18 protein-coding genes are annotated in these 24,432 nt (G+C 43.0%); 5 read left to right on the forward strand and 13 right to left on the reverse strand.

All coding sequences use genetic code 11. From position 1 onward, the window contains the following. Positions 1 to 19: 19 nt before the first annotated feature. Positions 20 to 1,084, reverse strand: a complete 1,065-nt coding sequence (locus tag BWI44_RS12895; protein ID WP_286814477.1) for an SGNH/GDSL hydrolase family protein — start codon at positions 1,082 to 1,084, stop codon at positions 20 to 22. 130 nt (positions 1,085 to 1,214) lie between these two features. On the opposite strand from BWI44_RS12895, the gene BWI44_RS12900 reads away from it, so the two are divergent. Continuing rightward, positions 1,215 to 3,116 (forward strand): TlpA family protein disulfide reductase, encoded by a 1,902-nt coding sequence (locus tag BWI44_RS12900; protein WP_286814478.1) that lies wholly within the window; start codon positions 1,215 to 1,217, stop codon positions 3,114 to 3,116. Between the two features lie 104 nt (positions 3,117 to 3,220). Here BWI44_RS12900 and BWI44_RS12905 read toward each other — a convergent pair whose 3' ends face one another. Continuing rightward, complete coding sequence (locus BWI44_RS12905) at positions 3,221 to 4,753, reverse strand: Gfo/Idh/MocA family protein (protein ID WP_138292715.1); 1,533 nt, start codon at positions 4,751 to 4,753, stop codon at positions 3,221 to 3,223. A gap of 311 nt (positions 4,754 to 5,064) precedes the next feature. Between BWI44_RS12905 and BWI44_RS12910 the strand changes: the two genes are divergently transcribed. The 3 genes from BWI44_RS12910 to BWI44_RS12920 all read left to right on the forward strand — a co-directional run bounded on the left by BWI44_RS12910 (position 5,065) and on the right by BWI44_RS12920 (position 8,880). Further along, positions 5,065 to 5,427: a BlaI/MecI/CopY family transcriptional regulator gene (locus BWI44_RS12910; protein ID WP_115503207.1), complete on the forward strand. Its 363-nt coding sequence runs from the start codon at positions 5,065 to 5,067 to the stop codon at positions 5,425 to 5,427. Positions 5,428 to 5,531: 104 nt separating this feature from the next. After that, entirely contained in the window at positions 5,532 to 7,562 is a 2,031-nt protein-coding gene (locus tag BWI44_RS12915) for a M56 family metallopeptidase (RefSeq protein WP_118423565.1), read from the forward strand. A gap of 118 nt (positions 7,563 to 7,680) precedes the next feature. Further along, the gene (locus BWI44_RS12920; RefSeq protein ID WP_286814482.1) at positions 7,681 to 8,880 is read left to right on the forward strand and encodes a peroxiredoxin family protein; all 1,200 of its coding nucleotides are present in this window, start codon (positions 7,681 to 7,683) and stop codon (positions 8,878 to 8,880) included. An 81-nt stretch (positions 8,881 to 8,961) separates the two neighbouring features. Here BWI44_RS12920 and BWI44_RS12925 read toward each other — a convergent pair whose 3' ends face one another. The 8 genes from BWI44_RS12925 to xyn10D/fae1 form a co-directional block, all read right to left on the reverse strand. Beyond that, positions 8,962 to 10,062, reverse strand: coding sequence for an Mrp/NBP35 family ATP-binding protein (locus BWI44_RS12925; RefSeq protein WP_007659656.1), 1,101 nt, complete (start codon positions 10,060 to 10,062; stop codon positions 8,962 to 8,964). 92 nt (positions 10,063 to 10,154) lie between these two features. Then, the gene (trmB, locus tag BWI44_RS12930; protein WP_007659654.1) at positions 10,155 to 10,913 is read right to left on the reverse strand and encodes a tRNA (guanosine(46)-N7)-methyltransferase TrmB; all 759 of its coding nucleotides are present in this window, start codon (positions 10,911 to 10,913) and stop codon (positions 10,155 to 10,157) included. Positions 10,914 to 10,916: 3 nt separating this feature from the next. Continuing rightward, on the reverse strand, positions 10,917 to 11,936 hold the full coding sequence (locus BWI44_RS12935; protein WP_007659653.1) for a branched-chain amino acid aminotransferase: 1,020 nt from the start codon (positions 11,934 to 11,936) through the stop codon (positions 10,917 to 10,919). A gap of 52 nt (positions 11,937 to 11,988) precedes the next feature. Beyond that, positions 11,989 to 12,204, reverse strand: a complete 216-nt coding sequence (gene xseB / locus BWI44_RS12940; protein WP_022391831.1) for an exodeoxyribonuclease VII small subunit — start codon at positions 12,202 to 12,204, stop codon at positions 11,989 to 11,991. 21 nt (positions 12,205 to 12,225) lie between these two features. Then, positions 12,226 to 13,464, reverse strand: a complete 1,239-nt coding sequence (gene xseA, locus BWI44_RS12945) for an exodeoxyribonuclease VII large subunit (protein WP_286814486.1) — start codon at positions 13,462 to 13,464, stop codon at positions 12,226 to 12,228. 54 nt (positions 13,465 to 13,518) lie between these two features. Next, positions 13,519 to 14,889: a S8 family peptidase gene (locus BWI44_RS12950; RefSeq protein WP_195209925.1), complete on the reverse strand. Its 1,371-nt coding sequence runs from the start codon at positions 14,887 to 14,889 to the stop codon at positions 13,519 to 13,521. Positions 14,890 to 14,907: 18 nt separating this feature from the next. Further along, the gene (mnmA, locus tag BWI44_RS12955) at positions 14,908 to 15,987 is read right to left on the reverse strand and encodes a tRNA 2-thiouridine(34) synthase MnmA (protein ID WP_138292721.1); all 1,080 of its coding nucleotides are present in this window, start codon (positions 15,985 to 15,987) and stop codon (positions 14,908 to 14,910) included. Positions 15,988 to 16,112: 125 nt separating this feature from the next. After that, positions 16,113 to 18,263 (reverse strand): bifunctional endo-1,4-beta-xylanase/feruloyl esterase, encoded by a 2,151-nt coding sequence (gene xyn10D/fae1 / locus BWI44_RS12960; protein ID WP_138292722.1) that lies wholly within the window; start codon positions 18,261 to 18,263, stop codon positions 16,113 to 16,115. Positions 18,264 to 18,584: 321 nt separating this feature from the next. Here xyn10D/fae1 and BWI44_RS12965 point away from each other — a divergent pair, with 321 nt between their 5' ends. Then, positions 18,585 to 19,640 carry a porin gene (locus tag BWI44_RS12965; protein ID WP_138292723.1) on the forward strand — a complete coding sequence of 352 codons (1,056 nt, stop codon included), beginning with the start codon at positions 18,585 to 18,587 and terminating at the stop codon, positions 19,638 to 19,640. Between the two features lie 22 nt (positions 19,641 to 19,662). Here the strand turns inward: BWI44_RS12965 and BWI44_RS12970 are convergent, their stop codons facing one another. The 3 genes from BWI44_RS12970 to BWI44_RS12980 all read right to left on the reverse strand — a co-directional run bounded on the left by BWI44_RS12970 (position 19,663) and on the right by BWI44_RS12980 (position 24,291). Next, positions 19,663 to 19,911: a DUF3098 domain-containing protein gene (locus BWI44_RS12970; RefSeq protein ID WP_044532247.1), complete on the reverse strand. Its 249-nt coding sequence runs from the start codon at positions 19,909 to 19,911 to the stop codon at positions 19,663 to 19,665. Between the two features lie 14 nt (positions 19,912 to 19,925). Further along, positions 19,926 to 23,060 carry a glycosyltransferase family 117 protein gene (locus BWI44_RS12975; RefSeq protein ID WP_286814489.1) on the reverse strand — a complete coding sequence of 1,045 codons (3,135 nt, stop codon included), beginning with the start codon at positions 23,058 to 23,060 and terminating at the stop codon, positions 19,926 to 19,928. Positions 23,061 to 23,202: 142 nt separating this feature from the next. Continuing rightward, on the reverse strand, positions 23,203 to 24,291 hold the full coding sequence (locus BWI44_RS12980; RefSeq protein ID WP_286814491.1) for a tetratricopeptide repeat protein: 1,089 nt from the start codon (positions 24,289 to 24,291) through the stop codon (positions 23,203 to 23,205). Between the last annotated feature and the right edge of the window lie 141 nt (positions 24,292 to 24,432).

Below are 24,432 nucleotides of genomic sequence, written 5' to 3' on the forward strand. Positions count from 1 at the left end.
AATAATAAAATAGAAAAAGTTACCGAATATGTTTTTTGATTAACGGATATAATACTTCCGCATAGCGCATAAAGCCCAGATCTGTAAAATGAATACCATCAACAGTAGCCTCACCATCGTGCCCGATGATATCCTTTGAAGAAAGAAGATAGATATTCTTCTCACCCTTTTTCTTCATTGATTGGAAAATAGCCGCAATAGTTTCATTTTTAGCTTTCACTTCCCGTGCAACCCTTTTATCAAAACGGGAATGAGTGAAAATAGGATCTTCTACAAAAAGGATGGGAGTCTCGGGATGTTTGCTACGGACGATAGAGTAAAATTTCTCCGCCCGTTCCTTCATCTGTTCCACTGTGGCATTGGGAAGGAAATCAAGCACAAACATGGAAGCATCGACCGTAGCTATAAGTTCCGCAATCTCCAGATCGAGCAAAGCATTACCGCTAAAACCTAAATTGATACATTCACGATTGAGCCAACGTTCCAGAATATTCGTATGGGCCATTCCGGGACGAGAAGCACAACCACCCTGCAAAATACTGGTTCCATAAAAAACAACGGGCTTCTCACGTACCGGCAAATCAACAGTAGGCTGGTCAAGCGTCGAAAGACTATCCACACCGATTGCCAATGAGGTGACCCCGTCATACAAAGAAAGATATAAAAGATATTCCCGTTCTTCAGGATCCATATTCTTCACGATAGTAGCCTCATTTACCTTTCCTTGAGGTCGCCCGCTACCGGCAAAGACCCACTTACCATCTTGCAGACAATACAGATCCAATCCTTTGATTCCGGTAGGGGTCATGTGGTTCATACTTCTGTTATCCCTCACTTCCCACTTTGCCCCAATGCATGTAGAGTTGGAACGGAAGCGCAAAGCAAGTCCGGCACTATTGCGTCCTAAATCCCAGAGCGGTTTACGGGAAACAGATTCCAGAGAAACCGGAAGGCGTTCGTAACGGGTAAGAGTAGCATCCGTAGCTTTGCCTAACAGAGGGAAAGCGGAAGCATCGTGATAAAGAAGCTGGGCATGAGTAGAAGCTGCCAGCAGCAATCCGAAAATTAAAGCTTTGGTTCTCATGATTTAATAGATATTAAGATGACCCAAAGTTACACTGAAAAACTACATTTTTCATTCGTTTTACATCAATTAACAAGCAAGATGTTCTACGGTTACGAAAGATTCGTAACTTTGGTAAAAACTATATAGTATGAAAAAGCTCAATTTTCTCCTCAGCAGTCTGCTACTATGCATGTGCTGCACCATTCAAGCTAAAAACAAAGTGATTGAACAACCTCCGTTCGTCGTAAGTAACACCACTTCTATTGAAGTCAGCCAGGTCGAAATCAGTGACACGGCTACAGTCCTGCACATTTTTGCCAAATACCGACCTAAAAACTGGATAAAGATTGCTTCGGGAAGTTACTTGCAAGATAATAACGGAAAAACTTACCAACTACGTTCGGGCATAGGCATCACACCGGATGCAGAGTTCTGGATGCCGGAATCCGGTGAAGCTGAGTTTCAACTGGTATTTCCTCCCCTCCCCGCCTCCGTTACATCCATCGACTTCACAGAAGGTGCCGACGTTGAAAATGGATTCAGTATTTGGGGAATCCAGTTGAAAGGCAATAATCTGCCAAAGTTAGTACTGCCGAAAGAGGCTGTTATCCATAAAACAGACAAAGAAACTGCCTTGCCAAACCCTGTCATAGAATATGGGAAAGCTACTTTGAAAGGTAAGTTACTGGATTTCCGTCCCGGCATGTCCAAGACCATGACTCTGGTATCATGGGAAAGTGCCAAAGGCGATATATCGGAAGCACTGGTAGAAATCCAACCAGATGGTAGTTTCAGCAAAGAAATATCCTTGGCAAGTACTACACCCGTTTCTATATATATATCCGGCAGCTCACCCCTCCAACTATTTATGGAACCGGGAAAAACGACTGAAGCATATATCAATTTGCGTGAAATCTCCCGCCGCCGATCCAAATTCCATAGCGAGGAGAAACCTTACGGAGAGATTATATACATTAACGGCCCCTTAGCAACCGTTGCACAAGAATTGAACCAAGATATGCCCGACACCAATGTACAAGATAAAGTATATAAGGATATGAAGGCATTTGCCGGTATGGATATAGACACTTACAAATCAAAAGTGCTGGAGTTGTCTGCTGAAGTGCAAACGGAAATAGATAAACTCCCATGCAGTCTGGCAACACGTCAAGTGCTCACCATCAACAACAAGTTATCCACAATTGGGTTATTGCGTTTAGCTGCAAATACACTGACATCAGCTGCCATACAGACCAATCAGATAACACGCGAAGAAGCTCAAAAATACTTTATGGAACGGGCACAGAAAATACCGGCTGACTATATTCCAGATGCTAACTTTGCAATACTGAACGATCTGCAAGCCATCCTGTCCAGCAATTACTCAAACATCGTAATCGGTTATTATCAGAAAAGTGATGACCTTGCCAAAACTTGGGGAACAGACAACGGTATCTTCTTTGACATCGTCCGGGTCATCCCTCTTTATCAAAGCATCAAGAATTTCACTCCGCTGACTGAAGAGCAAATTAGCACAATCAACACTTTCCCTTCCGCTTATCGTGAAATGCTGACTGTTGCCAATGCCGAACTCCTGGCAAAAATTGAAGCCAACAAGAAAAAGACGGGATTCACAGTAAATGAAGCCGGCGAAGTCAGCGATGAAGACCTCTTTGCCTCTATCATCAGTAAATTCAGTGGAAGAGTCTTACTGGTTGATTTCTGGGCTACCTGGTGCGGTCCATGCCGCATGGCTAATAAAGAAATGATTCCAATGAAGGAAGAATTAAAAGATAAGGATATTGTGTATTTGTATATCACCGGTGAGACATCTCCGTTGAAGACATGGGAAAATATGATTCCTGATATTCATGGTGAACATTACCGTGTGACAGCCGCCCAATGGAATTTCTTAGGCAAGAGTTTCAATGTTTCAGGTGTTCCCACCTACCTCATTATTGATCGCGAAGGAAATATAAAATACAGACAAGTAGGTTTCCCCGGCGTTAAAACGATGAAAGAAGAGCTCCTGAAAGTAGCTGATCAATAAGAAAGAAATACCGGACGGTACGAAGCTGGTTAAAACGAATGGCACTGCCCATCATTTACATTCAATGATGAACAGTGCCATTCATTTTATTTCTCACCCGATTCCTACTTCCAATCTTCGGCTCCTTTATCTTTCAACTTACTTGTAAAGGCTTTAGCTTTATCCATAGTCTCTTTTTCTTCTTCGGGACTTGCATAAGCAAACTTATAGCCTTTTATAACATTCCATTCGCCACGGGTAAAATCAGGGAATTCCACAGCAGCACAATTGTTATCCATAGAAAGCTCACCCAGTTCTGCCAGACAGCACCATTCTGCCAAGTCGTATACATCCAGATCCAAAGGTAAACCGTTCTGCAAGCAATATACCAAACGGCTATCCATAATGAAATCCATGCCTCCATGGCCTCCTACTTCCTTAGCCATTTCACCATACTTCTTTAATATCGGATGCTGGAACTTTTCTACAAGCGCCTTCATTTCCTCTTTAGGTAAAAAGCTATGGGTATTCAGATTATCAACTTGCGGTTCTACTCCCGAAGCGCTCAACTGCTTAGCATCAAGAGCATACCCCTGAATCGGATACTTATTGGCGAAGCCCTTGGTTCCGGTAAGCTGATACAAACGGTTATAAGGTTGCGGTGTCATCACATTATGCTGAATCTCGATAACTTTTCCGTTTGCCGTACGAATCAGTGTAGTTGTATGGTCACCGTTACGGAAATCATCACATTTCTCTCCGGTTCTTTTTTCTACCAGATCCTTACCTACAACCGACTTGGTATCCATAGCTACCAACGTTACCATACGGTCGCCACGATGAATATCAAACGCTTGCGCCACAGGACCAAGACCGTGAGTAGCATACACATCACCACGATGTTTCTTGTTGTAATCCAAACGCCATCCCAGTTTATCATTCTCACCGTTCTTCCAATAATGGTCCCAGAACGGGCTCAATTCATGGATGTAAGCACCTTGTCCGCGAATCACTTCACCAAATACTCCTTGCTGTGCCATGTTCAGCGTATTCATTTCAAACCAGTCATAGCAACAGTTTTCCAGTATCATACAATGTTTACGGGTCTTTTCACTCATATTGATCAAGTCCCAACATTCCTGAAGATTCATTGCCGAAGGAACTTCTATAGCTACATGTTTGCCGTTCTCCATAGCGAACATTGCTACAGGGAAGTGATGCAACCAGTCGGTAGCAATATAAACCAGGTCTATGTCATCGCGCTTGCAAAGTTCTTCGTATCCCTTCTCTCCCGAATAAACAGCTGCCTTAGGCAAAGATGCTTTCTGCAAATACTTCTGGCAGCCCTCAGCACGTGATTGTTCATAATCACAAAGAGCTACGATCTGCGTACCGGGAATATGGGTAAAACGCTCTACAGCACCGGGGCCACGCATACCCAATCCTACGAATCCTACTCTAACGACTTCCATCTTCGGGGCGGTCAGCCCAATCACACTCTGCTGCCCAGCCGGACGCTCAGGAGTTTTCACAATAATAGTGCCATTCTTCCATTCCCACTGAGTACCCTTGTCATTGGTTTGCACAGTAGAAGTTTGAGACGTGCATGCACATAATGCGACACACATACCCAACAACAATGATTTCAAAACCTTCATGTTCTATTTAATTTAAAATGAATCAATCTGTACGATATACCACAGTCTATCTCAAATCCAAATTTGTTTGATGCTCAAAGATAGCCAATCCCTTCAAAAATAAAGCCAATATTCTCCTCTTTTTTCCATATAGAAGCTATAAAAACATATCACAGCAGAAAAATACCCATATTATACTATAGCCACAACTGCCGAATAATGTCATCCATATTATTCAGAAGATGGTATTTAGATTAATTAACTCACTGTTCATTGCTTTATTACGAAATTCTCGTAGCTTTGTATTGAATTCATCCAAAAACTTTTATTCCATGGAAAAATTAACGATACAAGAAGAAGAAGCAATGATCTACATCTGGGAACTGGGCAGTTGCTTCGTAAAAGACATTGTTGCCAAATATTCCCAACCGGCACCTCCCTACACTACGGTAGCTTCCATCGTCAAGAACCTGGAACGTAAACAGTATGTTACAGCCGCACGCGTAGGAAATACGTACCAATATACACCCGCTATCCGTGAAAGCGAATACAAACGTACTTTCATGAGTGGCTTCGTACGTAATTACTTTGAAAATTCGTATAAGGAAATGGTTTCTTTCTTTGCCAAAGAGCAAAAGATTTCGACCAATGACCTGAAAGATATCATCAATATGATTGAGAAAGGAAAAGAGTGAAGATTTATGATTCTTGATTTTTGATTTATAACATCCGGAATAAGGGAAATATTTCATGATTCAAGAAACACATAAATCATAAACTATAAATCATACTTCAAAAGATGTTGGCCTATTTTCTAAAAATCAACGTAGCCATTGCGCTATTTTATGCGTTTTACCGGCTATTCTTCTATAAAGACACGTTCTTCACGTGGCGCAGGGTTGCTTTGCTCTGTTTCTTTGCCGTATCTGCCGTCTATCCATTACTAAATATACAAACTTGGATTACGGCACAGGAACCTATGGTTGCCATGGCAGATTTATACGCTGACATCGTTTTGCCGGAGTTTACCCTGACGCCGGAAAAGACAACCTTCGACTGGAAAGCAATCCTGCTCCAAACGGCTGGTTTTGTTTATTGGGGAGGAGTAGCCCTACTAGCTGCCCGTTTTCTTATACAACTGGCAGGCATTATTCGGCTAGCTTTCCGTAGCCGGAAAACGAAGATTGGAAATACCAACGTACACTTGCTTAAGCAAGCAAGCGGACCTTTTTCCTTCTTTCACTGGATTTTTATTCATCCGACTTCACATACAGAAGATGAACTAAGCGAAATATTAACCCACGAACAGACTCATGCCAACCAATGGCATTCCATTGACGTACTTGTCAGTGAGATTGTATGTACATTTTGCTGGTTCAATCCTTTTGCCTGGCTCATGAAACGGGAAATCCGCACCAATCTGGAATATCTGGCGGACAACCGTGTACTGGAAACCGGGCATGATTCCAAAGCCTATCAGTATCACCTGTTAGGATTATCACACCATAAGGCTGCAGCAACTATCTATAACAGTTTTAATGTATTACCTCTAAAAAAACGCATCAAAATGATGAACAAAAAGAGAACCCGAGAAATAGGGAGAACTAAGTATCTTATGTTCCTCCCCTTGGCAGCCTTACTTATGATTATCAGCAACATCGAAGCCGTGGCACGCACCACGAAGGAAGTTGCCAGAGATGTCATAGAGGCTGTGGAAGATAATCTGACGTCAGATCCAACGGCGCCGGATATGGAAGTTGCTACTGAAACGGCACCGCTGGAAACACCGGCACCGCAACAGGATAAAGACAAGCTTGTGACTTACAAAGGGGTAGTAGTGGATAAAGACGGAAAAGCGGTGGAAGGCGCTGAGTTTTTCGTTGATGGCGACTACAAATTACCACAAGGTCAATCGTATGTCACGGGAAAGAACGGTAATTTTTCTTTCAAAGCATTCAAGAATGCTAAAATGATAGTAATTTGGAAAAAAGATGGAAAAATGATGGGGGTACCCGCCACTGTCAACAAAGAAAACAACTCCAACATGAAGATTGTCATGGATAGGGAATGGCAAAATCCGCCTGTTGATGATCCGGACTATCCAGTATATGAAGTAGTGGAAACAATGCCGGAATATCCTGATGGCGGAATGTCAGGAATGATGCAATTCCTATCGAAAAACATCAGATATCCGGTGAATGCACAGAAGAATGGCACACAAGGACGCGTTACTGTACATTTTGTTGTAAACGCAGACGGAAGTCTTTCCAACATAGGAATTATCCGTGGAGTAGACCCTGAATTGGACGGTGAAGCAGTGCGCGTTATCAGTGCAATGCCTAAATGGAAACCCGGTACACAGGGAGGAAAACCTGTCCGGGTGAAATATACCGTTCCTGTTATGTTCCGCTTAAATGATGAAAAAAAGGAAGAGTTCAAGCCCGTGCCGAAAATTGATGAGTCAATAGTTGTAGTAGGTTATGCAAGCCAGGAAAAATCACCAGCAGAAGAAGATGTGGTTTTTGAAGTCGTGGAACAAATGCCTTCATTTGCTGGTGGTATGGGAGGACTGATGCGGTATCTGTCCAAAAACATTAAATATCCGGTAGCGGCACAAAAAGCAGGAGCACAAGGACAAGTAATTGTACAAGTTATCATCGATTCAAATGGCAACGTTACAAATCCGAAAATAACAAAAAGTGTAGATCCTTCACTGGATGCAGAAGCAATCCGCGTAACTTCAAACATGCCTAAATGGCAACCAGGTATGCAGAGAGGAAAGGCTGTCAATGTGAAATACACATTCCCTATTGATTTCAAGCTGCAATAAGGCAATCATAATTTGAGAAAAATTCTCTCTTACACAATAGATTATCCGCAAGTCCCCCCCCTGATCACTTATTCCGGCATCAAAGGGAGGATGCAGATAATCATAAAATTCTTGCACCATGAAAAAGTTACTTGTTCTATTATCCTTCTTATTTATAATCAACACAGTCAATGCACAGGAAGACCAAAAGGAATACTTACAGAAAGTACTCAATAACCTCGAAAAGGTAGAGTCGGCAAGCTACACGAGTTTTAATGAATCCTGGCAACCTGGTGATACAGTTCCGGTATTCACTCATTCTGATTATACCAACGAATACAATAATCCGAATGATAGTACCATTGGAGCAAGTTATGCTTCTTTCGAAACGAAAGATATGGGCAAAATGGTCTTTTGTTATGATGGAAACAAAAAAGTATTAGTGTACGACGACGACAAGGCAATTGTAGAAGACGACTTCACCGCCCGACCACTACCTTTCAGATTAGTGGGACCACCTTTTTACAACTTCACTAAAAACATAATCAAATACGCTCTGCAAACAAAGGACAATATAACCGTTGACTTGCAAGATAAAGGTAACGATTACTTTTTCAGATTGGTTATTGAAGAAGACACACAAGTGGAATTTTTCGGAAAAGCCTATCACATGCAGAAGCCACCGTTTTATGTAGAACCGACTTCAATCTATGAGCTATGGATACGTAAATCGGACAATCTACCTTATAAAGCACGGAGAGAAATGTCACATGATATATCAGTTACGACTATTACATCCGTAGAATTCAACAGGTTGTCCATTAATGATTTCAATGTATCTGATTATTACCCAAAGGGGTATACTGTTGAGCCATACGGATACGGTAATAAAAAAGCCGCCTCAGCACCCGAACTTACAGGCAAGCAGGCACCGGAATGGACTTTAAACGACTCCAATGGCAATCCAATATCACTTGCCAACCAAAAAAGCAAAGTGTTGCTAATCAACTTTACCGGAATAGGTTGTGGTGCCTGTCAGGCTGCCGTTCCCTTCCTGAAAGAATTGAAAGGCAAATTCAATAATGAAGATTTCGACCTTATAGCAATAGAAGGCTGGAGCCGGAAGGAACACTCCATTCAAGTTTATGCAAATAATAAAAAACTTAATTACACCATTCTGAATGCAAACGACCAGGTAATCAAAGACTATCAAACAGGGAATGCAGCCCCCTTCTTCTTCATACTGGATGAACACCACATTATCAGAAAAGTTATCAGGGGATATGGCAATGAAAGAACAAACAAAGAAATTATGGATGCCATAACGGAATTATTATAGAAACATATCCCAATAAAAAACAGTAGATTGAGCTATCCATACTCAGTCTACTGTTTCTTTTATAAATATAAGGGATACTTCTTATTTCTGCATCTTCACCACTTCCGTCGGTGCCATTTCCACATTCCGCTTATCTACCTGGCGAACCACACTTGCCGCTAATTGCAGGAAAGCACGTCCTGTCACAGTATTCTCATCAAGCGCTACCGGTGTACCTTTGTCGCCACTTTCGCAGATGCTTTGTACAATAGGAATTTGCCCCAATAAAGGTACATTCATTTCCTCTGCCAGCTTCTTAGCGCCTTCCTTACCGAAAATATAATATTTATTTTCCGGTAGTTCGGCAGGCGTAAACCAAGCCATATTCTCTACCAGACCGAGAATAGGAACATTTACCTTTTCATTGACAAACATATTGATACCTTTACGAGCATCGGCCAATGCAACGGCTTGCGGAGTACTGACTACGATAGCCCCCGTCAAGGCGAGCGTCTGAACCACTGTCAAGTGAATATCGCTTGTACCGGGAGGCAGGTCGATAAGGAAATAATCAAGGTCGCCCCAATTCGCATCACCTATCAGTTGCTTCAAAGCATTGCTCGCCATACCACCACGCCACAGAGTTGCCTGGTCAGGATCAACAAAAAAACCTATGGAAAGTAGCTTTATACCATATTTCTCAACCGGTACAATCAGGTCACGTCCTTCTACATTTTCTGCGTAAGGACGTGCATCTTCTACCTGAAACATCTTCGGCATAGACGGACCGAAAATATCAGCATCCAGCAAACCTACTTTATAGCCCAACTTTGCCAAAGCTACTGCAAGATTGGCAGATACCGTTGATTTACCTACCCCACCTTTACCAGAAGAAATTCCGATAATATTCTTTACCTGAGGCAATAACTTACCCGGTTCAGGACGTGCCGCCTGCTTACTCTCCGTAGCAATAACAACCTCTACCTCATTGGATACATAGGTATGAATAGCTGTTTCAGCAGCTTTTATTACAGACTTCATAAAAGGATCGGTCGGCTTCTCAAATATCAATGAGAAACTGACTTTCATGCCTTCAATACGCAGATTATCAGCAACCATTTCCGCTTCTACAAGGTTCTTTCCGGTGCCGGGATACCGCACTGTTGCCAGTGCATCTAAAATCAGTTTAGGATAAAGTGTCATAATCTAAAGTTGTGATAGAGTGATAAAGCGGTAAGGTGATAAAGTGACTATCAGTTCAGCACTTTATCACCCTAACACTTCATCACTATGTATTATTTTGAAGTTTGCAGTCCGCTCCGCTTACTGCGGTTATAACTGCGATATTCATCTAACTCTATTTCTACATCGGGTTCATGCAGTTCACCTTCTTTCGGCAAATGAAACTTGATATACTTGATGTTCAACCCACGATCCAACCATTGTTGTTCGTAATAAGTTTTAATGCTAAGGATTTCATCAGCCATGCCGGAGTGATACAGATCTTCTGTCATCACATCCACTGGAAGGCTATTCTCCTCAATCATATAACGGGTATAAGTGAACATAAAGTTACTATCTGTCTTGAGATGAATGATACCATCCGGTTTCAGGAATCTACGGTAGCGCTCCATGAAATAAGTGGAAGTTAAACGCTTTGTGGCCTTCTTCATCTGTGGATCAGAGAAGGTCAACCAGATTTCACTCACTTCATTTTCTGAAAAGAAACGATCGATGATTTCGATGTTCGTACGCAGGAAAGCGACATTCTTCATGCCAGCCTGCATCGACTCCGTAGCACCAGACCACATACGGGCACCTTTGATGTCTACTCCGATAAAGTTCTTATCTGGAAATAGCCGTCCCAGTCCTACTGTATATTCACCGCGTCCGCAACCCAATTCCAAAACAATGGGATGGTCATTCTTAAAGAACGACTCATTCCATTTTCCTCTCATCTCAAAAGGCACGTCATCTACTGCCGAATAGGGGTATTCGAACACATGCGGATAACTTGCCATATCGGCAAACTTCGCTAACTTACCTTTACTCATGCGTTATTCTACAATGGTTACCCAGCCATGCGTATCAGGTTCGTCACCATATTGGATACCACGCAACTTATTGTATAACTTCATGCATACAGGTCCCGGTTTGCCGTCTTTGGCAATAACATAAGAATGATTATTCTCCGGATCGTCAATACGTTCAATCGGGCTTATTACCGCAGCAGTACCACAAGCACCAGCTTCCTCGAAAGTAGAAAGTTCTTCTTCTGCAATCGGACGGCGTTCAACCTTCATGCCCATATCTTCAGCCAACTGCATCAAGCTCTTATTTGTGATAGAAGGCAGGATGGAAGTAGATAAAGGAGTTATATAAGTATTATCCTTGATACCGAAGAAGTTGGCTGCACCACATTCATCAATGTATTTCTTTTCTTTGGCATCCAGGTAGAATTCTGCAGAATAACCCGCTGCATGAGCCTCTTGGCTGGCACGCAAACTAGCTGCATAGTTACCACCTACCTTATAGATACCTGTTCCGAGAGGAGCCGCGCGATCGTACTTACGAGTAATCACGTAAGGAGTAGCAGCAAAACCACCTTTAAAGTATGGACCTACCGGAGTAACAAAGATCAGGAACATATATTCACTGGACGGACGAACCCCCACTTGTGCACCTGTTCCGATCAGTAACGGACGAATATAAAGAGAAGCACCGCTTTCGTAAGGCGGAATAAAACGCTCATTCATCTTCACTACTGCGAGTACAGCTTCTTTGAAACGTTCTGTGGGCAATTCTGCCATCATAATACCACGACAGGTAGACTGCAAGCGAGCGGCATTCTCTTCCAAACGGAAAATACGAACTTTACCATCTTTACCACGGAATGCTTTCAATCCTTCGAATGCCTCCTGACCATAATGCAGACAGGTAGCTGCCATATGCATATTGATCAGTTCACTACTACTGATTTCGAGTTTTCCCCACTCACCTTCCCGGAAATTAATTCTCACATTGTAATCTGTCTTCATGTATCCGAATGACAGATTAGACCAATCTATTTCTTTCATATCTCAAAGTATTAGTAATCTCATTACGTACATTTTGCAACAAATTTAATCTTTATTCTTCACTTTCTCGCTTCTCCGACAGTAATTTTTCTATTTCCTTGTCGGCTTTGGTCAATTTGTCACTACAAAACGCAATAATTTCATTCGCTTCCTTTATTTTTTCAGCAAGCGCATCGATTTCCAACTCATTATTGTCTATCTGACGGACAATCTTCTCCAGACGTTCTATTGCCTGGGAGTAAGTTTCTTTTTTCTTCGGAGTAGGCATAAAGAAATTTATGATTTAAGTTTATGATTTACGACTTATGACCGAGGTTACTTCACCCCGGTAGAAACGAGTGATTATTTCGTCTTCTTCATTTAACAAAGCAGCATCTTTCACTACTTTCCCATCTTTCAACGTGATACTGTAGCCACGTGCCAGCATCTTCTCGGGAGAAGCATCAACAAGACGTTGTTGCAACAACTCCAGACGATGCCGCTGACGCGAAAGTGAAGTCTGAACAGCCAGCGAAATATCTTTGCGGGTAGTCAGTAGTGTAAGTTTGGCATCGGACACACGCCGGACAACAGCAGAAGGAATACGGTTTCTGTATGAAATCAATTTACGATGTTCTTCTGTCAGACGGGAGCGCACACTTTCATGCAGTTGACTGATAAGCACTTCCAGTTCATCTGCAGCAAGTTCCATACAATTTATAAGGTACTCCGCAGCAGCAGTCGGAGTCTTCACACGGGTATGAGCCACAGAATCAAGTACCGTATCATCTCTCTCATGTCCTATACCAGTGATAATGGGTAACGGAAACTGAGCGCAGGCAGCAGCAAGCAGATAGGTATCGAAACCGGACAAATCAGAAGTAGCCCCACCGCCACGGATAATAACCACAGCATCAAAATCTTCCTGACGATTCAGAATAGCATCCAGAGCAGATAATACAGATTCTTCCACACGGTCGCCTTGCATCAATGCCGGAAATAATTCCGTATGAAAGAAGAAGCCACGGGAATTATTCTTTAACTGATGGCAAAAGTCCCCGTAACCTGCGGCCGTAGGTGATGAAACCACTGCAATACGTTGGGGTAAAACCGGCATTTCCAGTTCCTTATTCAAGGTCAACACCCCTTCCTCCTCAAGTTGTTTTAATATCTCCCGGCGCCGGCGTGCCATATCACCCAAGGTATAAGTAGGATCAATATCCTGCACGGTAAGACTGTAGCCATAAAGTTCATGAAAACTGACAGTTACCTGCACCAGAACCTTGATACCAGAAGCAAATGCCTGTCCTGTGGACTCTTCAAAATAAGGTTTCAGCAGACGATATACATTTGCCCAAACGGTTCCACGCGCCTTTGCTATCAGATTATTGCTACGGGGATCTTTCTGAATAAACTCCAGGTAACAATGTCCGGTACTGTTCGTACGCACATCGCTCAGCTCTGCCTGCACCCAATATTCATCGGGCAGGCATTGTTCAAGGCTCCGACGCACCAAAGCGTTTAAATCATACAAAGACAATGCTTCCATTCTGTTCATTTACGTATTACAGGTCACACATCACCAATAGCAGTATGTAATCTATTATTTATTCTTCAACTTATACTCATTGTATGCTTTCCACATATCAGGTACCCCATATCCATAGATATTATCGGGAAAATCCGCACGGTCACCGGACCGACGTACCAATTCAATCACTTCTTTTGCTGTCAACTTCGGACAAGCCTGCCACAAACAAGTCACCATACCACACATAATAGGCGAAGAGAAAGAAGTACCATTAGCCCGTCCCTGATTACCATCCGGACGGATGACGTCTGATCCTGACCCTACTGCAACTACATCAGGCTTCACACGATGGTCTGCAGTATTACCAATAGATGAGAAAGGGGCCAATGTTCCTTTCTTATCGACAGCTCCTACTGTCAATACATTTTTCGCATCTCCCGGAGGGGTAATTTTCTTCCAAGAACCCATGCCGGAATTACCAGCACTACATACCAGCACCATTCCCTTATCAGCAATGCGTGAAGCCTGACGAGACATCAAAGCATGCCGTCCATCCAAATCACGGTATTTATAATTCTTTGATTTGTCATCAAACGTATAATACCCCAAAGAGGTATTAATCACATCCACTCCCACACTATCGGCAAATTCTACGGCAGCCGACCAATAATCCTGCTCTACCAGATGTTCCGAATATTCGTCTTCACTACGAAGCAACCAGAAGGAAGCTTCGGGTGCTGTCCCTATCATAATCTCAGGCTGATTCATTCCAATGCAAGACAGAACGCTCAAGCCATGACTGCTCTCCGCAAAAATATCCGCTTGGGGATTCACAAAATCTTTTGTACCCAAAATATGAATATTCTGCATAGCAGTAATCTTATCTACATTATGGAAACCGGCATCAATAACTGCAATCGTCATTCCCTGACCTTTGAAACCTGCTTCATGCAGTTTATCTCCATTGCTCAGTTGAATCTGAGTGATGGCATGCCCATAGATACTATCCGGATGCAGGATCGGTTGATTGATTACAGAATCCCGTTCCGTTGACATTGTCGGTTTATCAGCACCGGGAGAAAACCATACCTTTTCCGTAGAACGTACAAAAGGTAATGCTGCAATGCGGTCTATTAAAGTAGTATCGTTACAAGATACTGTTACAAAATTATCCCATTTTCCAACCACCACAATATTCACTCCCTGCTTGCGGATTTCATCTATATATTTGCGGCACACCGGAAGATCAGTAGAATCAATCGGAAGATTCTGCTTTTTACGTCGCTCAATAGCCTTTTCCGACAGGAACTTCTCAGGACGTTTTAATGAATACTCTGTAGCAGCCTTGTCTTTTAAGCTGATGCGATACTTCAATGAATCTTGCTGTGCGGACACACCTGTCATAAACAGGATGAAAGCCCCAAAAAGAAATAATTTTCTCATTCTATTACTATCCATTACTTATTTATTTTCTGCAATAACCAAGCCAATGCCCCGCTGGGAAGCAATAAACGAGCCCCCCACTACCCGCCTTCCAATATAGAATACAGCTGACTGCCCGGGTGCAATAGCTGATGCTTCGGACAAGAAATGTACAAACAGCCGCCCGTCTTCCAACCTTTTCACCGTGCAGGGAATCGGTTTGCTACGATAACGGACACGTACTGTCAAGTCAAGAGCCGAGAAGAATTCCTGTTCATCGATAATGTTATCCTGTTCGGTCAGCATATATTCGGTCTGTAGTTGTTCGGCATCACCCAGCATCACTGTATTCTTCTGCGGATTTATCTTCAACACATAAGCCGGTTTGCCCAAAGCTATTTCCAGGCCTTTCCGCTGTCCGATGGTATAATAAGGAAAACCTTTATGCTCGCCCAACTTCACCCCTTCGGAATTAACAAACCATCCGGGACCGATTTCACGGTCTATTTCAGGAGAATGTTCGCGCAGGAAGTCCCGGTAATCACCCTTGATGAAACATACCTCCATGCTCTCCCCTTCTTCCGCCTTCAACTGATAGCCTTTCTCGCGCAAATACTTCCGTACTTGCAACTTAGTATAAGTGCCCAGCGGAAAAAGGCAACGTTTCAGCACATCCTGCCCCAGTCGCCAGAGAAAATAAGACTGGTCTTTCTTATCGTCATCTCCGGCCACTATATATATATTCCCGTTCTTTTCTTCCAGACGGCTATAATGCCCGGTAGAGATAAATGCGCAATCCAGTTTGTCCGCCCATTCAGTGAGTATACGGAATTTAAATGTAGGGTTACACATCACGCACGGATTGGGTGTCCGCCCCTGGCAATATTCATCAATAAAGTTCTGCACAATTACTTTGCGAAAAGCCTCACGCTCATCAGCCACATGGTGTTCGATACCCATACTGTCGGCAAGTTGTCGCGCCTCCACCGGTTCATCTCCCCACACCCACATAGTTAGTCCGACTATCTCATACCCCTGTTCTTTCAACATCAGACAAGTGGCGGTACTGTCTATACCGCCGCTCATGCCTACCAATACTCGCTTCTCAGGTCTGTTCATTTTAGGATGTTCATTCAATTAGCTTACAAAAATAGATGATTTCGGGGAGAAGAAAAACAAAATGTCCCTCAAAAGTTGGACAATAACTTTTGAGGGACTTTATTTTTATCTTTTAAGGCATATCCTTATTTGAAAAGCAACTGTGCCATGTGATACAAACTTCTACGCCAAGTCAGGAATTCATGCGCCGTATCGGGAGAAACGAACGACGTAGCCTTGAAACCGGCAGCCTTGAGGTCGTTCACAGCCTTAGTCACACCATCCGGATTCTCCTTGCTTCCGCAACTGATGAAGATGGATTCCACCTGCTTTTTATCCTTGATGTCGTCCGGTGCATAAGTGCCACCGCTCAACAGTCCATAGTAATTGAATACTTCCGGACGTCGCAGAGTAATCAGTTTCGTCTCAAAGCCACCCATAGAAAGTCCTGCCATAGCACGGTGCTTCTTGTCGGCCTGTGTACGGAAGTTACTATCAATATAAGGTATCAGTTCGTCCACCAGTACCGTTTCAAACTCCTTAGCCGTGAACTCTTTGATATGCCCAAATTTCACTTCATTCGTCATACCATACGTCATTACGATGATGAACGGTTCAATCTTGCCTTCGGCAATCAGGTTGTCCATAATCAGATTCGCATGTCCCTGATTGGACCATGCCGTTTCATCTTCTCCCCATCCGTGCTGTAAATAAAGAACCGGATACTTCTTCTTATCCTTGCCATAAGTGGGCGGTGTATAAACAAATGCACGACGGTGAGTGTCCGTACTCTTGGAATAGAAATAAACCTGCTGAACATTGCCGTGAGGCACTTGTTTCATGGCATAGAAATCTTCGTCATGAGCCGGAATCTCAATGCCGCTTTCCCATCGGCAAGAACCGTAATAATTCTTGGCGCCCGGGTCATTAAACACGCCACCGTCGATAGTGAGGTGGTAATAATGGAATCCCTCGTCCATAGGGCCATCTGTAGTACCCACCCATACACCTTCTTTATCCTTGCGGAGAACTGTGCCGCCACGACCTCCCAGTCCAAGGCTGACAATGACTGATTTGGCATCAGGAGCAACTACACGGAAGCGGGCATATCCCTGCGAATTAACCATAGGATACTGCTGTCCGGGCTGATTAAGCACAGAAGGACGGAAATCTTCTTTCACCACAACATTATCGCGTGCCGGATCAAAATCCTTAATGATGCTATAGACACGTTTCGGCTTATAGTTTTCATCGTAAGGCAACGGATAATTGCGTGCGCCGAGCCATGAGTCGCGATCGGAAAGATTCCAGAAAGTAACATTGTCTACCACATCCTTATGCTTGCGAAGCACTTTAAACAGGCGAGCATACTGATCTTCCTGAAGCGTTTTCACCACCTGACTGATATTGCCGCCGTCACGGCTGAAGTTGAGCTGTCCTCCCATTTCCTGATTGGCACGAATATCCAACTCGGTAATATGAATATGTTTCACTATCGTAGAGTATTTTGTCAAGGCAGCATCTACATCTTCCATGCTCGGACCGTAGACATTGTAATGTCCTTGCATGCCGATACCATCAATGGGCACACCTTCTTCCTTCATGGATTTCACCATATTATAGATGCGGTCGCGCTTTCCAGGATCGGCAGCATTATAGTCATTGTAGAAAAGGAGTACATTAGGGTCGGCCTCACGGGCATAAATAAAGGCTTTCTTAATAAACTCGTCACCGGCAATCTGATAAAGGGGGGAATTGCGATATGGACTTGGTTGCTCTCTCATGCCTCGCCGGCCACCCTGCCAGCCACCATCGGAGATAGCTTCGTTCACCACGTCCCACGCATATATCACGTCTTTATAACGTTCCACGATGGCTGTGATATGGTGCTTCATATTTTGGAACAATTTCTCTTTCGACACAAAATTGCCTTTTTCATCCTTATACATCCATTCTCCTATCTGGGCATGCCACATCAAGCAGTGCCCGCGAAGTTTAATACCGTTGCTACGGCAAAAGTTGGCGATTTTGTCGGCATTCTCCCAGTTGAACTGTCCGTAGGCAGGCTCGGTGGGTTGCGGCTTCATGTCGTTTTCCGCCGTAATACTGTTAAAGTCTTTTTTGATGATGGCAATCTGTTCGGGATTTGCTATGTTACGCATATTAACAGCCACGCCAATAGAGAAGTAATCTTTATAAGCATCCTTCAGTCCTGTTTCGCCGCTTTGTGCGAACCCGTTATTTGCACTCATGGCAAATGCCAACGCGCAAAGGGAAAATTTGAATAAATGTTTCATCTGATAATTATTTAAAAGGTTTTTCATTGTATATCCGTATACTATGATATCATATATACATTATTTAATGTTTGCTATTGGAAACGGTTGCAAAAGAATGCTTTTTTTAGAGAGAATCCCCATATCTGTGTTACAAGTTTTTTCGCTTATGTTACCTCCTCTAATAAAAAGTGAAGGAAAACGTCTTTTTATGGTTGACACCACCACTAAAATGAAAAAGAAAAAGAGAATTGTAACTAAAACGAAATACACATGACATAAAAACATAACACGTATGTCTGAACTTTGCCGCCATAAATTAATCGACTACAACTAAGAATTATGAAGAAAAGCGCATTGATGTTGCTCATCATTTTGTTGCCACTGGCTGTGAAAGCTCAAACTCCATACCGCAACGAAGACGGAAAGAAGATTGATAAAGAAGAGCTGGAAACAAAAGATTATCTTCCGGAAATACATGGTACTATCCGCACCAAGTTCGAGTATCAGACAGAAATGGCTGCCAGCCGCTTCGAAGTGCGCAATGCGCGTATTAGTATTACCGGCAATGTATTACCGATAGTGGCTTATAAAGCAGAAATCGACCTTTCCGATGAAGGACAAATCAAGATGCTGGATGCCTACGCCCGCCTCTTCCCGGTAAAAGACCTGGCAGTAACTGCAGGACAAATGCGCGTGCCGTTCACCATTGACGCCCACCGTTCTCCGCACCAGCAATATTTTGCCAACCGTTCATTCATTGCGAAACAAGTCGGTAACGTACGTGACGTTGGCGTTACATTGGGATATAAACTCGGAACTGAAATACCTGTTACATTAGAGGGCGGGCTTTATAATGGTTCGGGACTGACCAACCAGAAGGAGTGGCACAAAGAAGCGAATTACTCCGCCAAAGCGCAATTCCTGTTTGCCCAAAAACTTAATCTGGCTTTAAGCATACAGAGCATTCAGCCGCAGGATGTACGGATTAACTCTTACGACATCGGTGCTTTCTACCAATCCGGCCGTTTCCATATTGAAGGGGAATACCTGTACAAGACGTATGCTGGCAATGCTTACGACAATGTGCATGCCGTGAACAGCTTCATCAACTACGACTTACCTCTACGAAAGGTTTTCAACAAAATGTCTTTCCTGGTACGCTATGATATGATGACCAGCCAGAGCGACGGCAAAGCTGTCGATAAGGAAACAGGCGCTTTAGTCACTACTGACTATAAACGGCACCGCGTGACGGGTGGTGTCACTTTCAGCCTCAGCAAAGCATTCCGTACGGACCTTCGCCTGAACTTTGAAAAATACTTTTATGCCAAAAACAGCATTGCCAAAGAATCAGAGCAGGATAAGATTGTATTAGAACTGATGGTTCGGTTCTAATGCACGCAAATCTTTCAAACAATCAGCTCCGCCTAGGCCGATACAGAATACCGAATATATTAATCAAATACCCTGTCAGACATACGATGGGAGCTACCCTTATACGCAATCCACTGAATATATCAGGGTTGTAGGCGGCGGGGGTACTCCCCTCGCCGCTCATGAACAGATATCCCACTATTATCATTACCGAGCCAATTAGCAGAATTACATAATTTCTCCTGCCAAATACCGTTTCTGTATCCTTCTGCTTCATTATTTTTGTTCCCATGTCCTTCTTTAGTTTTAGTTCTTATAACCCATGTTTAGAGTAAATAGTGCATATTTATCTTCAAACCGTCTGTTGCTTTCTTTATATCTCTCTTCATCTACCTTCTTCAGGAGTTCATTACATTGGTTCCATTGCCAGAATTTATAGATACAATCATTGCGGGCCATTTCCATACGGTTCCCCTTTAATGAAAAAGCCCAGTTGATATAATCTTCCGCTTCGGCTATCAAATGCTCTGTCATGGTTATCGCTTTCATCTTTTCACCCAATGCGGCATAGGCTGTTGCCATGTTATAAGAACCGCTTTCATATGTTTCGGGAACATTATATCCCGGAACAGCCTGTTCCGCATAAGCAAGTACTTTCTTTGCACGCGCATTGTCTCCTCGTATTATCAGTTCTTTGGCCAGTTGTGCGAAAAGCCTGCGATGATACCAACACGTACGCAGGGTTGTTTCATCCAGATAGAGTCCCGGAGTATTCAGCCCGCCATATTTATATCTGTTCATTACATTATCATAAAGTCTTTCCACATCTACTGCATAAGGCCTGTTTTCATCGGCATCTCCCCACTTCTTATAGTCAAAAGGTGTAAAGCGGAATGCTAATCCTTCCTGCACAAAGTAATTGTCAAACTTCAGTTTACTGACACTCCCTACGGAAATTGCAAGGTAAAGCGGACGTTCCCAATTACAGTTCGCCAGTATCTCCAGCATCAGTAAATCCACTTTGTCCAGCATACGTATATCTTTTAAAGGAATATAAAGTTTGTCCGGTATCGCATCTTTCAGTTCTTCCCCTTTCAAATGCCGGATTGCTTCAGGAAGCATGATTCCCGAACGGAGCAGTGCATCCTTATCAATGTGGATATTTATCGTATCCGTAGGAATTACATTAAATTCCTGTCTCTCTGAGAATATCCAATATTTCAAGATATTTTTTACTTCAAACGGGTCTTCTCCAAAGTTGTCACGTGCTTCCTCCGGATGTTTCCGGTACAATTCCTCTATTTGTTTTTTCAGTTCCGGGCGTACGGCCACATATTCGTTTTTACCTTCCTGATACTGATTCTTATTCCAACTTATAGGTAGTCCGGGAGCATCATACAACGGACATTGCTGCTGATAAATATACCAGTCGGCCTGCGCGTAACTCAGGTTACAGACACGTGCATCCCTGCGCACTTCCTCCGTATCCTGATTATACCATAATGGGAAAGTATCATTATCCCCGTTACAAAAGATAATCGGATTTCCCGCATCGGGAAGAGTCATCAGATAGTTAGCCCCAAAGTCGCGACAAGTGAAACGGGCACTCCGGTCATGGTCATCCCACGTCTGAGTGGCCATTTGCACCGGAATCAATAAACAGATTGTCATTAATACACCAACTTGCAGTGTAGAAGTCGTTTTCCGGCGAAGCGCATCACACAATCCGGCAGCCCCTATCCCTATCCAGATAGCAAAAGCATAGAATGAACCGGCGTATGCATAGTCCCGTTCGCGCGGCTGACCGGGTGTTTGATTCAGATAAAGCACAATAGCCAGTCCTGTCATAAAGAAGAGGAAAAACAGTACACTAAACTGCTGTTTGCCTTTCTTGCTGCGATTCCATTGCCAATAGATGCCGAACAGTCCTAATAATAGCGGCAATCCGTAAAACACATTGTGCCCTTTGTTCTGGCGCAGGGATTCCGGCAACAAACTCTGGTCTCCCAACCTTAAATTATCCAACCAGGAAATTCCTGTTATCCAGTTCCCATGTTCCGGTTCGCCACTTCCTTGCACATCGTTCTGCCGTCCTACAAAGTTCCACAAGAAATAGCGCCAATACATATAGTTGAGCTGATAGGTAATGAAATAAGTCAGGTTTTCTTTTTGTGTGGGAGCAACCTCGTTTCCTCCTGTCCAATTTTTGTAAGAAGAAGCCATGCGCTCACTCCACATCCGAGGAAACAGCATATTCTGAGTATAGCACACGTCTTCTTTATGCCGGATTATTTTATATTTGCCTTCTTCTTTATCCGGGCGATATACAGCACTCCCCTTTGTGGTTTTTACTCTGTAATAGTCACCCTCGGGCACATATTCCGGTTCGGAAGCGTAGGTTTTTCCATAAAGCAGGGGAGCACTTTCATACTGCTCTCGGTTCAGATAACTTTTGAGCGTAAAAATATTGTCCGGCGCATTCTCATTAAGCGGAGTATTGGCGTTGGCACGAATCAGTATCACCGCATAGGTGGTATAGCCTACGGTGAGCATAAGCAAGCACCATAAAGAAGTATGCAACATACGTTTTCGGAAACGATAAATGGCTCCGGCCAGTACGAAAAATGTTAAAGCTAAAAAGCTTATCAGCCCTGTGTGGAAAGGAAGCCCGAATACATTGACAAAAAGCAATTCGAACCAGCCTCCCATGTCAGCCATGCCCGGAATATAAACAAAAAGAATAAATATAATGAGAAGACCGGATATAGCAATTGCCGCAGCTACTCCTTTAAGCGATATCGTCCGATATTTCTGATAATAGAAAACCAACACAATAGCCGGGATACAGAGCAAATTAAGCAAATGCACTCCGATTGACAGCCCTATGATATAAGCTATCAGGATAAGCCAACGGTCGCCATATACCGAATCCGACTCATCTTGCCAGCGAAGAATCATCCAAAACACCAGTGCCGTAAGAAAAGAAGAGAAGGCATAGACTTCACCTTCTACCGCACTGAACCAGAATGTGTCACTGAATGTATATGCCAAGGCTCCAACAAACCCTGCCCCCAGAATGATGATAACATCCGCCGTTGATAAACTCTGCCCATCATTTATTATCAGGAACCTTACTAACCGGGTGATACTCCAAAAAAGAAATAAGATACAACCGGCACTCAGCAACGCATTCAGAAAATTAACCATCCAGGACACTTGTGACGGGTCGGAAGCAAACTGAGTAAACAAGTTTCCAACAAGCATATAGAAAGGTGCACCCGGCGGATGCCCCACTTGTAACTTTTCAGCACACGAAATAAATTCGGGACAGTCCCAAAAACTGACAGTAGGTTCAATTGTCATTCCATATACAAAAGCTGCTATCACAAAGACAATCCACCCACTAAAATCATTCCACTTTTTAAATAATAAGTTGCTCATTGTTCTGTAACTTTTTTGTTTGCAAAGTTATAGAACAGCCCCGTAAAAGAGAAGAAATTTACCGGACGAGCACGGACATCCCGGCAGCATAGTCAACTGATAACCAACAACATCACGTTACCAATTACAGACAAATTCAGACTTACAATGATTTTACAATATCTTCCAACGATTCTTTAGAGTTTGCCAACATCAGTTTCTCCGTTTTTATCCTGGAGATTCTCCGGGTCAGAGTCTCAACAGTCAGTTTCATTAAATCAGCAAAACAAGCGGGCTGAACGCCTTCGCGTAAAAAGGCACATACCCTTAAATCCTCTTCCGTAAGTTTCGGACTTATCCCTCTCAATTTGGATACAAGTCCGTAAACACTCTCCTGAAGCCGCAAAAGTTCGGTCCAGTCTTTCTCAGAGAAAAAAGATACTTTAGAAGATAAAGCCGTTCGCTCCTTCAACTGACGGACTTTTGAGACAACCGGAGAGCTCTCATAAATATATTGTTGGAGGGATTGATATTTTTCTTCAAGATAATTACATTGCATCACCAGTTTGTCAGCTTCGACCTCTTTCATCTGCATTTCTTCCTTAAAGGTATCCAGTTGCGAATGTACTGTCAGATGTTTCTTCCAAAGTAACCCAAGCAAGAGAGACATAACACCCAATAAACCTAAAGCAGAAGATAAAATGACAGTAGAGTTATCTTTGCTGTCAATCAACATCAACTGGCTGGCGTATGCTTTTCTTTCCATCTCCAGTGCTTCGTCAAAGTTTTCATATTTCTGATAATACAGGCTGCATCTCTTGCAAATCTTAGTCATTTGCTCATATTCTTCTGCTTGTGCTGCTAATTTTATTGCTTCCTTGAAATGAACTTCGGCGTCTTTCTCCTGATTCAAATCACTCTCTACGCATGCCAGATAATAATAGGCTCTCGACTTTTGAAGTTCATTTCCATATTGCTCATAATAAGATACCGCCTGACGAATCTGATTATCAGAAGAATGAGGTATATTCTTATCTTCATTGAACTGAGTACAAAGCAAATTATATTCTGCAAGTTGCTCCTCATTCATCTGGTTCATTTGAATCGTTTCAAGAATAATGGATGCCGTATCCGGATCTTGCTCTATTAATTGAGCGGCTTTGTCCAATCCTTGTTTCACATTAGTCCCCTCCGGATGACATGCAACCAAAGAAAGGATAAATACATACAATAAAATTTGAAGATTACTCATAGTCTCAATTTTTGATCTCTGCATACAAATATGCGACAAATTTATAAGATTATCGTTAGAATAACGAATATTTCGAATGTACTTCCGATGCATCTGTAGTGTATCCGGAATGCACTTGAGCCATACTTGCTCCGTACTATC

This window comes from Bacteroides sp. Phil13, assembly GCF_001940965.1.
Classification (GTDB): Bacteria; Bacteroidota; Bacteroidia; order Bacteroidales; family Bacteroidaceae; genus Bacteroides; species Bacteroides intestinalis.

Excerpts from the sequence above, each read along its gene's own strand:
- BWI44_RS12895 (WP_286814477.1), bottom strand. The coding sequence starts at position 1,084 with ATGAGAACCAAAGCTTTAATTTTCGGATTGCTGCTGGCAGCTTCTACT.
- BWI44_RS12900 (WP_286814478.1), top strand. The coding sequence starts at position 1,215 with ATGAAAAAGCTCAATTTTCTCCTCAGCAGTCTGCTACTATGCATGTGC.
- BWI44_RS12905 (WP_138292715.1), bottom strand. The coding sequence starts at position 4,753 with ATGAAGGTTTTGAAATCATTGTTGTTGGGTATGTGTGTCGCATTATGT.
- BWI44_RS12910 (WP_115503207.1), top strand. The coding sequence starts at position 5,065 with ATGGAAAAATTAACGATACAAGAAGAAGAAGCAATGATCTACATCTGG.
- BWI44_RS12915 (WP_118423565.1), top strand. The coding sequence starts at position 5,532 with ATGTTGGCCTATTTTCTAAAAATCAACGTAGCCATTGCGCTATTTTAT.
- BWI44_RS12920 (WP_286814482.1), top strand. The coding sequence starts at position 7,681 with ATGAAAAAGTTACTTGTTCTATTATCCTTCTTATTTATAATCAACACA.
- BWI44_RS12925 (WP_007659656.1), bottom strand. The coding sequence starts at position 10,062 with ATGACACTTTATCCTAAACTGATTTTAGATGCACTGGCAACAGTGCGG.
- trmB (WP_007659654.1), bottom strand. The coding sequence starts at position 10,913 with ATGAGTAAAGGTAAGTTAGCGAAGTTTGCCGATATGGCAAGTTATCCG.
- BWI44_RS12935 (WP_007659653.1), bottom strand. The coding sequence starts at position 11,936 with ATGAAAGAAATAGATTGGTCTAATCTGTCATTCGGATACATGAAGACA.
- xseB (WP_022391831.1), bottom strand. The coding sequence starts at position 12,204 with ATGCCTACTCCGAAGAAAAAAGAAACTTACTCCCAGGCAATAGAACGT.
- xseA (WP_286814486.1), bottom strand. The coding sequence starts at position 13,464 with ATGGAAGCATTGTCTTTGTATGATTTAAACGCTTTGGTGCGTCGGAGC.
- BWI44_RS12950 (WP_195209925.1), bottom strand. The coding sequence starts at position 14,889 with ATGAGAAAATTATTTCTTTTTGGGGCTTTCATCCTGTTTATGACAGGT.
- mnmA (WP_138292721.1), bottom strand. The coding sequence starts at position 15,987 with ATGAACAGACCTGAGAAGCGAGTATTGGTAGGCATGAGCGGCGGTATA.
- xyn10D/fae1 (WP_138292722.1), bottom strand. The coding sequence starts at position 18,263 with ATGAAACATTTATTCAAATTTTCCCTTTGCGCGTTGGCATTTGCCATG.
- BWI44_RS12965 (WP_138292723.1), top strand. The coding sequence starts at position 18,585 with ATGAAGAAAAGCGCATTGATGTTGCTCATCATTTTGTTGCCACTGGCT.
- BWI44_RS12970 (WP_044532247.1), bottom strand. The coding sequence starts at position 19,911 with ATGGGAACAAAAATAATGAAGCAGAAGGATACAGAAACGGTATTTGGC.
- BWI44_RS12975 (WP_286814489.1), bottom strand. The coding sequence starts at position 23,060 with ATGAGCAACTTATTATTTAAAAAGTGGAATGATTTTAGTGGGTGGATT.
- BWI44_RS12980 (WP_286814491.1), bottom strand. The coding sequence starts at position 24,291 with ATGAGTAATCTTCAAATTTTATTGTATGTATTTATCCTTTCTTTGGTT.